A 13068-nucleotide genomic window follows, 5' to 3' on the forward strand; every position below is an offset into this window, starting at 1 on the left:
CGTCCCCACTCCGGTTTCTTAACGGCTTGAAAGGAGACGCATATGAAACGATATTACGGATTGGCCGTCATCTTGATTCTGCTCGATCAACTCACCAAATGGGTGGTTGTTCAGACGATGACAATCGGTCAATCGATTGAAGTCATCCCGAACTTGTTATACTGGACCTCTTATCGCAATAAAGGAGCGGCTTGGGGGATGTTAGAAGGACAGATGGCGTTCTTTTTCGTCATCACGATTCTCGTCGTTGTAGGCCTTGTTTACTTCCTGCATAAAGAAGTGAACGGGTATCAGCTTCTCGGTTATAGTGTTGGACTGCTATTGGCCGGTGCAATCGGTAACTTTATCGATCGCCTGTTCCGCGGTGAAGTCGTCGACTTTGTCGATACGTATCCGTTTGGCTACAACTTCCCGATTTTTAACGTGGCCGATATGGCGCTTACGTTTGGGGTCATTTTAATGGTCATCGGGATTTTATTTGAAGAAAAATTACACAAAGAAAGGGGACAATCGTAATGGAATCCTATACTTTTGTCGCCGATGAAAAGGCAAGGATTGACAAGTGGGTGAGCGACCGTGGAGAATGGTCACGCTCACAAGTACAAGAATGGATTAAGACCGGAGCACTTCTCGTTAATGGGAGTGCCGTCAAACCAAACTATAAGCTTCAAGTGGGCGATGAAATCGAAGTGAACGTCCCGGAAGCGGTGGAACTCGAAGTGTTACCTGAACACATTCCGCTTGAAATCGTTTATGAAGATGAAGATATGATTGTCGTCAATAAAGCACGTGGGATGGTCGTTCACCCTGCTGCCGGTCACACGTCTGGAACGCTCGTCAATGCGCTTCTCGGACATTGTGATGACCTCTCAGGCATCAATGGCGTCAAGCGCCCTGGAATCGTGCATCGAATCGACAAAGACACGACAGGTCTCCTTATGGTCGCTAAAAATGACTTGGCTCATGAATCACTTGCGAGCCAGTTGAAAGACAAGACGATTAAACGTGAATATATTGCGCTCGTTCACGGCGAACTCGTTCACGAACTCGGGACAATCGAGGCACCGATTGGTCGCGATACAAATGATCGTCAGCGTATGACCGTGACGGACAAGAACGCGAAAGAAGCGGTGACGCATTTCCGCTTGCTCGAGCGCTACAAAGACTTCACGCTCGTCGAGTGTAAACTCGAGACAGGTCGTACACACCAAATCCGTGTGCACATGCGCTATATCGGGCATCCGCTCGCAGGCGACCCGAAATATGGACCACGTCGGACAATTGATTTAGGCGGTCAAGCCCTACATGCGGCGACGCTCGGTTTCCACCATCCACGTACGAAAGAATGGATGGAATTTGAGGCACCCCTTCCAGAAGACTTTAAGACAGAACTCGCAAAGTTAGATAAAATCGAGAAAACTCGTTGACTTCTGTCACGTTCCGATTTATAGTCTAGGAAGCATAACACCTTTAAACCCAGTCCAGAGAGGCTGTGAAAGGATTGTGACCGCGGTCACACTAACGTCAATTCAACCCGGCATCAGACTGCCGTTTTTGATGAAGACTCCCTTTCCAGTCGGACGAGGGAGTCTTCTTTTTTTGAATGAAGCATGAAAGGAGGAGTGACGTGAAACAGTCAGTCATTTTAGATGAATCAGCCATCCGTCGAGCGTTGACACGAATCGCTCATGAAATCATCGAGCGGAACAAAGGAATCGATGATGTCGTCCTCGTCGGGATCAAGACGAGAGGTGAGACGCTCGCTGACCGACTCGCGCGCCGAATCGAAGAGATTGAAGGCAAGCCGGTCGCACTCGGGAATCTCGACATCACGCTTTACCGGGATGACTTATCGAAGAAGTCGTTAGATCCAGAAGTGAAGGCAACAGAGTTGCCGCATGACATTAATGGGAAGACCGTCGTCCTCGTCGACGACGTCCTATATACCGGTCGAACAGTCCGTGCCGCAATGGACGCACTCGTCGACCACGGTCGCCCAGACTATATCCAACTCGCGGTCTTGATTGACCGAGGACATCGGGAGCTTCCGATTCGACCTGATTTCATCGGGAAGAACGTTCCGACATCGAAGTCCGAGCAAGTCGTCGTCCGACTCAGTGAAGTCGACACGGCAGATGAAGTGACAATCAATCAGCAATAATCTTAAAAACCTTTAAGGTGGTCCAGAGAGGCCAGGAAGGAGAAATTCAATATGAAACAACCCGTTCTACACATCCACGAGCGTCCAGCTCACTTTCCACAATGGCTGTTATTCAGTCTTCAACACGTCTTCGCCATGTTCGGAGCGACGATTTTAGTCCCGATTTTAACAGGATTGAATACATCGGTCGCCCTCGTCGCTTCCGGAGTGGCCACGCTCTCATTCTTAGCGATTACGCGCTTCAAAGTCCCAACATACCTCGGTTCAAGTTTTGCCTACATCGCCCCAATCATTGCGGTCAGTCAGCAATGGGGTGTCGAAGCGGCACTGTTCGGCGGAATCATTGCCGGCTCGGTATACGGTGTCGTTTCCTTGATCATCTATAAGACAGGCGTCAACTGGTTGCTCCGGTTGCTCCCACCAGTCGTCGTCGGACCGGTCATCATGGTCATCGGTTTGTCGCTCGCGCCGGTCGCCATCGACATGTCGATGAATCAAGACGGAGCTTATAATGGAACGTTCATGACAATCGCACTCCTGACACTTGGAATCACGATGCTCGCCATGACAAAACTGAAAGGGGTTTGGGGAGCGGTTCCAATCCTTTTCGGAATCGTCGGAGGTTACGGGATTGCCGCAGCATTCGGAATCATCGATTACTCACCAATTCAACAAGCAAGCTTGTTCCAACTCCCTGACTTCACGATGGTGTTCGTCGACTACATGCCAATGTGGCAAGTCGGTGCACTCCTCGCGATCGTACCGGTCGCACTCGTCACGATGACCGAGCATATCGGCGATCAAATGGTCACATCTAAAATCATCGGACGAGAGACGATAAAAGATCCCGGCCTCCATCGCACGCTACTCGGTGACGGGGTAGGGAAAGCAGTCGCTTCCGCACTCGGTGGTCCACCATGTACGACATACGGTGAGAACAACGGCGTCATGGCCATCACACGCGTCTACAGTGTCTATGTCATCGCTGGAGCGGCGCTCATGGCCATCAGCTTCGGATTCCTCGGTCATATCGAGGCATTCATCTCAACGATTCCGAATCCAGTCAAAGGTGGCATCTCGATTCTCTTATTCGGGGTCATCGCGTCGAACGGACTAAGGACGATGGTAGAGAGCAAAGTCGATTTGGCAGAAAAACGCAACTTGATCATCTCATCGGTCATCCTCGTCATCGGGCTAGGTGGTGCGATGATTCAACTCGGCAGCTTCCCTGTACAAGGGATGGCGCTCGCGACGGTCGTCGGAATTCTCTTAAACGCCATCTTACCGAAAGAGGAAGTCGAGACGGTCGTGGAAGTCAGCACAACTGAAGAAACGAAACAAGCAAGTAACTTTTAATTCGATCCCGTGAGGTCGGCAAAGTGAAGGCTCGTTTATTTGGGTGTACCTTGCCCAAATGAAGGCGTCCCTTCACATCGGTGAAGAGACGCCTTTTCTCTTTGCCTCTAACAAAAGGAGGAGACGAACATGAATACGATGCAAACGAATGTCAAACCAGTCAAACACTTCGTCAGCTTAGACACACTCTCGCTCGATGAGATCATGGGCATGATTGAAGAGTCATTGCGCTATAAGCAAGGGGACCTACCCCCACTATTCGATGGGAAGACGGTCGCAAACCTGTTCTTTGAAAACTCGACGCGTACGAAAAACTCGTTTCAAATGGCCGAGCGACACTTGAACATGCAAGAGATTCCGTTTGATGTGACGACGTCATCGGTCACGAAGGGAGAGACACTCTACGACACGTGCAAGACGCTCGAAGCGATTGGAGTTGACGCACTCGTCATCCGACATCCAGAAGCAGGATACTATCATGAACTCGTTGAGAAGTTGAAGATCCCGGTACTCAATGGGGGCGACGGGAGTGGCGAACACCCTTCCCAATCACTACTCGACCTCGTCACAATCTTTGAAGAGTTCAGAACGTTCCAAGGATTAAACGTTGCCATCTGTGGAGACCTCGTTCATAGTCGCGTCGCTCGATCGAATGCGAGTGTGTTGAAGCGTCTCGGGGCAAACGTCGTCGGATGCAGCCCAGCCTCATGGTGGGATGATTCGATGGGGCTTGAGCGTAAAGAACTTGATGATGTGCTAGCAGTAAGTGACGTCATCATGCTGTTACGGGTTCAGCACGAGCGTCATATCATGGGAGACATTTTCTCGAAAGAGGAATATCACACACGATATGGACTGACGGTCGAGCGAGTCGAGCGGATGAAAGAAGGGGCCATCATCATGCATCCGGCACCGGTCAATCGGGATGTCGAGATTGCGGGCAGTCTGATCGAACATGAACGGTCACGCATCTTCCCGCAAATGAAGAACGGCGTCTATGCACGCATGAGCATCTTAAATCGAGCATTAGGAGGACAACAATGATACTTCAACACGCGACATGGTATGACAACGGGACAAAACGCACGACAAACATCCTATTGAAAGACGGAAAAATCGAATCGCTCAATTATAACGGGTCGACAGCCGGGGAAGAAGTCATCGATGCGACAGACTACCTACTCGCACCAGGACTTGTCGATGTTCACGTCCACTTGCGTGAGCCGGGAGGCGAAGCGAAAGAAACGATCAAAACGGGAACGATGGCGGCAGCGGCGGGTGGATTCACGACAATCTGTTCGATGCCGAACACGCGACCGGTACCAGACGATCGCGTCACGATGGACGCGCTCCTTCAAAAGATTGAGCAAGATGCGGTTGTCCGTGTCCTTCCATACGCTGCCATCACGAAGCGGCAGCTCGGTGAAGAACAGGTTGATATGGAATCTCTATCAGATGCATTTGCCTTCACCGATGACGGGGTCGGTGTTCAATCGGCGGCGATGATGCGACAAGCGATGCGTGAAGCGAAACGGTTGAATAAGGCCGTCGTCGCGCACTGTGAAGACAATACGCTAAAAGCAGGATCGGTCCACGAAGGGAAGTTCAGTGAGGCGCACGGGATTCAAGGGATTCCAAGTCTTGCAGAGAGTATCCATATCGCCCGAGATGTGCTGATCGCCGAAGAAACGGGCTGTCATTATCACGTGTGTCACGTCTCATCGCGGCAATCGGTCCGTGTCATCCGAGATGCGAAGCGGGCAGGTATTCAAGTGACGGCAGAAGTGACTCCTCACCACCTCGTCTTGAGCGAAGACGATATCCCAGGGCTCGATGCCAACTTCAAGATGAATCCTCCGCTCCGAAGCGAGGACGATCGACAGGCGCTTCTTGAAGGATTATTCGATGGAACGATTGACATGATTGCGACAGACCATGCCCCACATACGGCAGAGGAAAAAGCGCAAGGGATCGAGCGTGCACCGTTCGGGATTACCGGATTTGAGACAGCGTTCCCGCTTCTGTACACGACGTTCGTGAAGACGGGCATCATGAAAGAACATCAGTTAATCGACTGGATGACGAAGCGTCCGAGCGACGTATTTGGATTAGCAAGAGGTGAACTGAAAGTTGGGGCGGATGCCGATTTGGTACTGATCGATACAGATAAGACGCGCGTGGTGGATCCGTCGACGTTCTATTCAAAAGGAAAGAACACACCGTTTACGGGGAAACAACTTGTCGGATGGCCGGTCATGACGATGGTCGGTGGCGAAATTGTATATAAGGGGCGATTTGATGAAACGAACATTATGGCTTGAGGATGGAATGAAATTTGTCGGTAAAGGATTCGGGGCACCAGCGGATACGATTGGGGAAGTCGTCTTCCAAACAGGTATGACCGGTTATCAAGAAATTTTGTCGGATCCGTCGTATTGCGACCAGATGATCGTGCTGACGAACCCGTTGATCGGAAACTACGGTGTCAATCGTGAAGACTTCGAAACGACAGTTCCGATGGCAAAAGCATTGATTGTAAAAGAGGCTTGCGACACACCGTCGAACTTCCGTTCCACGGCGACGCTAGATGCAACGCTTACTCGCTTCGGCATCCCAGGGTTATCCGATATCGATACGCGCATGTTGACACGTCACTTACGGGCACAAGGTGTCATGCGAGGTGTCCTCGTTGATGGTGAGTTGACATGGGACGAAGTACAGTCTCGCTTTAACGAACTGTCTCCGAACGACCAAGTCGCACGCGTCTCGACGAAACGGACGTATGTAAGTACTGGTACGGGGCCACGGATCGCGTTGATCGACTTTGGGGCCAAACTTGGCATCATGCGCGAGTTGATGAAGCGGGACTGTGAAGTCATCGTCTTTCCACATGACACTACGGCAGAAGACGTGTTGCGGTACGAGCCAGATGGCATCATGTTGTCGAACGGACCGGGGGATCCGAAAGACGTCCCGACAGCGATTCCACTCATTCAACAACTCATGCCGACGACACCGATGTTCGGGATTTGTCTCGGTCATCAACTGATCGCGCTCGCGAACGGGGCGAACACATTCAAACTTCCGTTCGGACACCGTGGAGCGAACCATCCTGTCCTTGAATTGGAGACAGGCGCCGTGACGATTACATCTCAAAACCATGGATACGCAGTAGAGGAGGCATCACTACTCGATACAGCGCTCATCGTGACACATCGTGCGGTCAACGACGGAACGATCGAAGGAGTGAAACATCTGCATCATCCGACATTCTCGGTACAGTATCACCCGGAAGCAGCACCAGGACCATATGACGCCAACGATTTATTTGACCGTTTCATGCAACTCGTTCAAGAAAACAAACAGAAAGTGGGAATTTGACATGCCAAAACGACCAGATATTCAGAAAATCCTTGTGATCGGATCAGGACCGATTGTGATCGGACAAGCAGCAGAATTTGATTATGCTGGTACACAGGCATGTCTTGCCTTGAAAGAAGAAGGCTACGAGGTCATTCTCGTCAACTCGAACCCGGCGACAATCATGACGGACCCAACGACAGCGGATCGCGTGTATATCGAACCGCTCGAACCCGAATTCGTCGAGCGAATCATCCGCCAAGAACGCCCCGATGCGCTACTCGCGACACTCGGTGGCCAAACAGGATTGAACTTGGCGTTTGAACTCGATAAGCGGGGAGTATTACGCGATTGTGGGGTAGAATTACTCGGAACGAATCTAGCCGCCATCGTACAAGCTGAAGACCGTGAGCAGTTCCGTAACCTCATGTTCGAGCTCGGGCATGGCGTTCCTGAGAGTGAAATCGTTCATACGCTCGATTCTGCTTGGGGATTTGCAGAGCGTATCGGATATCCGATCATCATTCGACCTGCTTACACGCTCGGCGGAACCGGTGGAGGGATTGCCCATGACCGTGAATCGTTCGAGCAAATCGTCGAATCTGGTTTAAAGGCGAGTCCAGTGACGCAAGTGTTGTTAGAGAAGTCGATTGCCGGGATGAAAGAAGTCGAATTTGAGGTGATGCGTGACTCGAGCGACCAGGCCATCATCGTCTGTGCGATGGAAAACTTTGACCCGGTAGGTGTCCATACAGGAGACTCAATCGTATTCGCACCGACTCAGACGTTATCGGACCGCGATTATCAGATGCTTCGTAGCGTCTCGCTCGACATCATCCGGGCACTCGGGATCGAAGGAGGATGTAACATCCAGTTCGCTCTCGACCCAGATAGCTTCACATACTACGTCATCGAAGTGAACCCACGTGTTTCACGAAGCTCGGCGCTCGCATCAAAAGCGACAGGCTATCCGATCGCCAAACTCGCTGCAAAAGTCGCTGTCGGCTATAAGTTGTCAGAATTAAAAAACCCGGTCACCGAGACGAGCTACGCATCATTCGAGCCGGCACTTGATTATGTCGTTGCCAAAATCCCTCGTTTCGCTTTCGATAAGTTTGAGTCCGCGGATCGCCGCTTAGGTACACAAATGAAAGCGACGGGTGAAGTCATGGCCATCGGTCGAAACTTAGAAGAGGCGCTTTTAAAAGCCGTGCGCTCGCTCGAACTTGGGATGGAGGAATTATATCTCCCGCAACTTAAGGACTTGAGCACAGAACAGCTCGAGCACGGTCTCGTTCACCCGACAGACGAGCGCTTGTTCATGGTATATGAGGCTCTTCGCCGCGGATACACGGTAGAAGCGCTTCATCAATTGACGAAAATCGATCGTTTCTACTTACACAAACTGAATCATATTTGGCAGACCGAGCAACAACTTGCATCGGAGCCATTGACGTCAGAGCGTTTGCTCGACGTGAAGCGACTCGGCTTCAGTGACGTCGCCATCGCCCGAATCCTTGAGACAGACGTTGAAACGATTCGTGCGCAACGTCACGGATGGAACATCCGCCCTGTGTATAAGATGGTCGACACGTGTGCGGCGGAATTCGCATCGGAGACGCCATATTTCTACGGGACCTATGAAGTGGAGAACGAAGCGGTGAAGACAGACCGCCCATCGATCCTCGTCCTCGGATCAGGTCCGATCCGAATCGGTCAAGGTGTCGAGTTTGACTATGCGACCGTTCATTCCATTCAGACGATTCGTGACGCCGGATATGAAGCCATCATCATCAACAACAACCCAGAGACGGTCTCGACAGACTTCTCCATCTCCGACCGCCTGTACTTCGAGCCGTTGACGACGGAAGATGTGTTAGAAGTCATCGATAACGAGAATCCGCTCGGCGTCATCGTTCAATTCGGTGGACAGACCGCCATCAACTTGGCGGCATCGCTCGAAGCGAACGGCGTGAAGATTCTCGGGACGTCATTAGAAGACATCGATCGCGCCGAAGACCGGAAGGCGTTCGAGGCAACCTTGTCAGCTGAACGATTGGCCCAACCACCAGGGAAGACAGCGACGAACGTCGAAGAGGCGGTTGCATGTGCGAATGAACTCGGTTACCCGGTACTCGTCCGACCATCTTACGTCCTCGGGGGACGGGCGATGGAGATTGTCTATGAACAGTCAGAGCTCGAGCGTTACATGCGAAACGCCGTCATCGCCTCGAAAGATCGTCCGGTTCTCATCGACCGCTATTTAACGGGAATTGAGATTGAAGTCGACGCGATTTGTGACGGGACGGACGTCTATATCCCAGGCATCATGGAGCATATCGAACGTGCCGGTGTACACTCTGGTGACTCGATCGCTGTATATCCACCACAACGCCTCAGTGACGCGCTGAAGCAAAAAGTCGTCGACTACACGATCAAATTGGCGAAAGCGTTCCGCATCAAAGGACTTCTGAACATCCAGTTCGTCTATGCAGATGATTTGTATGTCATCGAAGTAAACCCGCGTGCGAGCCGAACGGTTCCGTTCATCTCAAAAGTGACAGGTTTACCGGTCGCACGAATTGCGACGCAAACAATTCTCGGAACGAGCTTGAAAGAACTTGGTCTTGGAACAGGCATCCATCCCGAGTCAGAGAGCATCTCTGTCAAAGTGCCGGTCTTCTCTTTCGCGAAATTAAAAGAAGTCGATCCGTCGCTTGGACCTGAGATGAAATCGACAGGGGAAGTCATGGCAACAGACCGGACTCTTGAAAAAGCGCTCTATAAAGGTCTTGTCGCAGCTGGAATGAACATCGCCTTAAAAGGAAACGTCCTCATGACAATCGCAGATCACGACAAGGATGAGGCGATTGCCTTAGCCAAACGATTTGACCGTCTCGGCTTCCGTCTCATGGCGACGAGCGGTACGGCAGATGGACTAGAAGCGGAGCAGATGCGCGTCCGTCGGGTCGGGAAGATTCAAGAATCAGGTGAGACGATGCTCAGCGTGATCGAACGCGGGGAAGTCGACTTGATCATCAATACGACGAGTCGCGACGCACTCGTGACGAAAGACGGCTTCTTGATTCGACGTACGGCCGCCGAGCAAGGCACAGTGTGCCTCACATCGCTCGACACGGTCGAAGCGCTATTACAAGTCATTGAAAGTCTGTCATTCCAAACGGTCAGCATTCCAGCATTCACGAAGTTCGGGGTGATGGTATGAGACGTGACGTAACCATCATCAGCAATCGCCAAATCGCAAAAGCGACGATGGAGATGAAAGTACGTTGCCCTGGGGTGGAAGTCGCCCCTGGGACGTTCTTTCACATCAAGACGTCCGGCTTGTTACGTCGACCGTTGTCGGTGGCGAACGTTGAAGGAGAAGAAGTCACATTTTTATATAAGGTAATCGGAGAAGGGACTTCCGAGTTGGCAAACAAGCGTGTTGGGGACACGCTTGACGTCCTCGGACCGCTCGGAAACGGCTTTCCGCTCGCACAATATGGGAAACGGGTTGTCCTCGTCGGTGGTGGAATCGGGGTACCTCCCCTTTACTACGTCAGACGTCGTCTACATGAGATGGGGATTGAGACGATTGCGATACTTGGGTTTGATTCAAAAGAGAGCGTCTTTTATGAAGAAGCATTTCAAGCGCTCGGGGAAACGATTATCACGACCGTTGACGGGAGCCACGGGGAACGCGGATTTGTGACGGGACCACTCGCACGCATCGATGCGGACGTATTGTTCAGCTGTGGCCCGGAAGCGATGTTGAAGGCGGTCGCCGCTTCGCCGATTCCGGAGCGTTACGTCTCGATTGAAAATCGAATGGGTTGTGGCATTGGCGCTTGCTTTGCTTGCGTCTGCAAAGCACCGGAAGGCTATGTAAAAGTATGTAGCGATGGACCGGTATTCAATGCGGAAGAGGTGCTGTTATGAGATTACATGTCGAGTTACCAGGACTCCAGTTGAAAAATCCGATCATCCCGGCTTCTGGATGTTTCGGATTCGGGGAAGAGTTTGCCAAACTGTATGACCTCTCCATCTTAGGCGGCATCATGATCAAGGCAGCGACAGAAGAGTCACGATTCGGAAATGCGACGCCACGTGTCGCAGAGACGGCGCAAGGGATGCTCAATGCGATCGGCCTTCAAAATCCAGGGGTCGATGCAATCATCGAGGAGAAATTGCCGTTCCTCTCCACTTTCGATACAGAGATTATCGCCAACGTCGCCGGGTCGACGCCAGACGAATATGTGGAAGTCGCACGTCGCATCAGTGCGGACCCGACCATCAAAGCCATCGAGCTGAACATCTCATGTCCGAATGTGAAGTGTGGGGGGATGCAGTTCGGGACGGATCCTGTGATGGCTGCGGAATTGACGAGACTCGTCAAAGCGGCTTCAAGTAAGCCGGTCTATGTGAAGCTGTCCCCGAACATCACGTCGATCACTGACATGGCGCGTGCAGTCGAAGCGGCTGGGGCGGACGGCTTGACGATGATCAATACGCTCGTTGGGATGCGAATCGATATCCAGACCGGGCAACCGATCTTGGCGAATCGAATCGGCGGATTATCAGGTCCAGCCATTAAACCGGTGGCGGTCCGGATGGTATATGAAGTCGCGCAAGCGGTCGATATCCCAATCATCGCCATGGGCGGGGTTCGGACGGTTGACGACGTTCTCGAATTCATCTATGCGGGAGCGTCCGCCGTTGCGGTCGGTACCGCAAACTTTGAAAATCCATACGTCTGTCAAGAAATCATCGAGGCATTACCGTCACGACTCGATTCACTTGGGATTGAACACATTCTTGATGTGAGGGGGAAAGCATATGCACAACTTGTATCTCGCCCTTGATGTGGAGACACGCGATGAGGCGCTTCATTTATTAAAACCTTTCTCAGACCGACCTGCTGTCAAAGTAGGGATGGAACTGTTTTATCGGGAAGGTGGACGCTTTGTCGAAGAGTTGGTCGACCTCGGATATCCGGTCTTTCTCGATGTGAAAGTACATGATATTCCAGAGACGGCACGTCGCACGATGCGTCAAATCGGAAAGCTTGGGGTCGAGATGACGAACGTGCATACGCTAGGCGGTGAAAAGATGATGCGCTATGCGTTGGATGGGCTTCGCCAAGAAAATGACACGACCCGTTTGATTGGTGTCACCCAATTGACATCCACGGATGAACAGATGATGCAGACGGAGCTCGGGATAACGGGTCGACTTGATCAAGCTGTCATCCGTCAGGCATCGCTCGCTAAGCAGGCGGGACTTGATGGTGTCGTTGCATCTGTTCAGGAAGCGAAGATGATTCATCAGGAACTCGGTGACGCGTTTATGACGGTCACACCTGGGATTCGACTCGGTCAAACCGATGACGACCAGGTACGTGTCGCGACGCCTCGTGAAGCGAGACTGGCCGGTGTCCACGCGATCGTCGTCGGTCGCCCGATCACACGCGCAAATGATCCGTTAGCCATGTATGAACAATTTATGATGGAATGGGGACAATCATATGAAACAAATCGCTGAAGCCTTATTACGAATCAAAGCCGTCACATTATCACCGACGGAGCCATATACATGGTCGAGCGGGTTGAGAAGCCCAATCTATTGTGACAACCGATTGACGCTCAGTTATCCCGATATCCGTAACATGATCATCGATGGATTGGTGGACGCAGTCGGATCAATAGAAATCGATGTCATCGCGGGAACGGCCACAGCCGGTATCCCACACGGCGCTTTACTTGCCGACCGTCTCGGTCTTCCATTCATTTACGTCCGCTCGAGTGCGAAAGGACATGGGAAAGGGAATCAAATCGAGGGGAAACTCGACGGTGGAGCACGCGTGCTCGTCATCGAAGATTTGTTGTCGACAGGTATGTCAAGTATCGATGCAGCCCATGCGATTCGTGAAGCGGGCGGTGAGGTCGTCTGCATTCAAGCCATCTTCTCTTACGGATTGCCGATTTTAGAGAAGAATTTAGCGGATGCAAATCTCAGTGCCACTTCATTGACGACATTCCCTGAATTGGTCGAGGTTGCGGAATCGACAGGGAACTTAACCCAATCAGAGATTCACTCTCTTCGCGAGTGGCAACAAGATCCTCGCGCCTGGAGCGACCTCGTCACGTCTTAAGAATCCACCTTCGGGCGGATTCTTTTTCAATTCGGCA

Annotated in this window: 12 protein-coding genes; all 12 read left to right on the plus strand. The window is 51.7% G+C overall.

What is annotated here, in order from left to right; all coding sequences use genetic code 11:
- Positions 1 to 42 precede the first annotated feature (42 nt).
- Positions 43 to 516 carry a signal peptidase II gene (lspA, locus tag LCM29_RS02175; protein ID WP_224860615.1) on the plus strand — a complete coding sequence of 158 codons (474 nt, stop codon included), beginning with the start codon at positions 43 to 45 and terminating at the stop codon, positions 514 to 516.
- Positions 516 to 1427, plus strand: a complete 912-nt coding sequence (locus tag LCM29_RS02180; protein WP_224860617.1) for an RluA family pseudouridine synthase — start codon at positions 516 to 518, stop codon at positions 1425 to 1427. The genes lspA and LCM29_RS02180 overlap by 1 nt, the downstream gene beginning before the upstream one ends.
- Before the next feature lie 176 nt (positions 1428 to 1603).
- Positions 1604 to 2161 (plus strand): bifunctional pyr operon transcriptional regulator/uracil phosphoribosyltransferase PyrR, encoded by a 558-nt coding sequence (gene pyrR, locus LCM29_RS02185; RefSeq protein WP_251126017.1) that lies wholly within the window; start codon positions 1604 to 1606, stop codon positions 2159 to 2161.
- A gap of 51 nt (positions 2162 to 2212) precedes the next feature.
- Positions 2213 to 3517 (plus strand): uracil-xanthine permease family protein, encoded by a 1305-nt coding sequence (locus LCM29_RS02190; RefSeq protein ID WP_224860619.1) that lies wholly within the window; start codon positions 2213 to 2215, stop codon positions 3515 to 3517.
- A gap of 129 nt (positions 3518 to 3646) precedes the next feature.
- Positions 3647 to 4561, plus strand: a complete 915-nt coding sequence (locus tag LCM29_RS02195) for an aspartate carbamoyltransferase catalytic subunit (protein WP_224860621.1) — start codon at positions 3647 to 3649, stop codon at positions 4559 to 4561.
- Positions 4558 to 5838: a dihydroorotase gene (locus LCM29_RS02200; RefSeq protein ID WP_224860623.1), complete on the plus strand. Its 1281-nt coding sequence runs from the start codon at positions 4558 to 4560 to the stop codon at positions 5836 to 5838. The genes LCM29_RS02195 and LCM29_RS02200 overlap by 4 nt, the downstream gene beginning before the upstream one ends.
- Positions 5816 to 6898, plus strand: coding sequence for a carbamoyl phosphate synthase small subunit (locus LCM29_RS02205; RefSeq protein WP_224860625.1), 1083 nt, complete (start codon positions 5816 to 5818; stop codon positions 6896 to 6898). Before LCM29_RS02200 ends, LCM29_RS02205 begins: the two co-directional genes overlap by 23 nt.
- Position 6899: 1 nt before the next feature.
- Entirely contained in the window at positions 6900 to 10103 is a 3204-nt protein-coding gene (gene carB, locus LCM29_RS02210; RefSeq protein WP_224860627.1) for a carbamoyl-phosphate synthase large subunit, read from the plus strand.
- Positions 10100 to 10819 (plus strand): dihydroorotate dehydrogenase electron transfer subunit, encoded by a 720-nt coding sequence (locus LCM29_RS02215; protein ID WP_224860629.1) that lies wholly within the window; start codon positions 10100 to 10102, stop codon positions 10817 to 10819. The genes carB and LCM29_RS02215 overlap by 4 nt, the downstream gene beginning before the upstream one ends.
- Entirely contained in the window at positions 10816 to 11742 is a 927-nt protein-coding gene (locus LCM29_RS02220) for a dihydroorotate dehydrogenase (protein ID WP_224860631.1), read from the plus strand. Before LCM29_RS02215 ends, LCM29_RS02220 begins: the two co-directional genes overlap by 4 nt.
- A complete protein-coding gene (pyrF, locus tag LCM29_RS02225; RefSeq protein ID WP_224860633.1) occupies positions 11717 to 12421 on the plus strand; it encodes an orotidine-5'-phosphate decarboxylase in 705 nt (234 codons plus the stop codon). The genes LCM29_RS02220 and pyrF overlap by 26 nt, the downstream gene beginning before the upstream one ends.
- Positions 12405 to 13031 carry an orotate phosphoribosyltransferase gene (pyrE, locus tag LCM29_RS02230; RefSeq protein ID WP_224860635.1) on the plus strand — a complete coding sequence of 209 codons (627 nt, stop codon included), beginning with the start codon at positions 12405 to 12407 and terminating at the stop codon, positions 13029 to 13031. Before pyrF ends, pyrE begins: the two co-directional genes overlap by 17 nt.
- The last annotated feature ends 37 nt before the right edge of the window (positions 13032 to 13068 follow it).

Source organism: Exiguobacterium aestuarii, assembly GCF_020171655.1.
Taxonomy (GTDB): Bacteria; Bacillota; Bacilli; order Exiguobacteriales; family Exiguobacteriaceae; genus Exiguobacterium; species Exiguobacterium aestuarii_A.

Coding starts and splice junctions, on each gene's coding strand:
- LCM29_RS02195 (WP_224860621.1), top strand. CDS start 3,647: ATGAATACGATGCAAACGAATGTCAAACCAGTCAAACACTTCGTCAGC.
- LCM29_RS02215 (WP_224860629.1), top strand. CDS start 10,100: ATGAGACGTGACGTAACCATCATCAGCAATCGCCAAATCGCAAAAGCG.
- LCM29_RS02190 (WP_224860619.1), top strand. CDS start 2,213: ATGAAACAACCCGTTCTACACATCCACGAGCGTCCAGCTCACTTTCCA.
- LCM29_RS02200 (WP_224860623.1), top strand. CDS start 4,558: ATGATACTTCAACACGCGACATGGTATGACAACGGGACAAAACGCACG.
- LCM29_RS02205 (WP_224860625.1), top strand. CDS start 5,816: ATGAAACGAACATTATGGCTTGAGGATGGAATGAAATTTGTCGGTAAA.
- lspA (WP_224860615.1), top strand. CDS start 43: ATGAAACGATATTACGGATTGGCCGTCATCTTGATTCTGCTCGATCAA.
- LCM29_RS02220 (WP_224860631.1), top strand. CDS start 10,816: ATGAGATTACATGTCGAGTTACCAGGACTCCAGTTGAAAAATCCGATC.
- carB (WP_224860627.1), top strand. CDS start 6,900: ATGCCAAAACGACCAGATATTCAGAAAATCCTTGTGATCGGATCAGGA.
- pyrR (WP_251126017.1), top strand. CDS start 1,604: ATGAAGCATGAAAGGAGGAGTGACGTGAAACAGTCAGTCATTTTAGAT.
- LCM29_RS02180 (WP_224860617.1), top strand. CDS start 516: ATGGAATCCTATACTTTTGTCGCCGATGAAAAGGCAAGGATTGACAAG.
- pyrF (WP_224860633.1), top strand. CDS start 11,717: ATGCACAACTTGTATCTCGCCCTTGATGTGGAGACACGCGATGAGGCG.
- pyrE (WP_224860635.1), top strand. CDS start 12,405: ATGAAACAAATCGCTGAAGCCTTATTACGAATCAAAGCCGTCACATTA.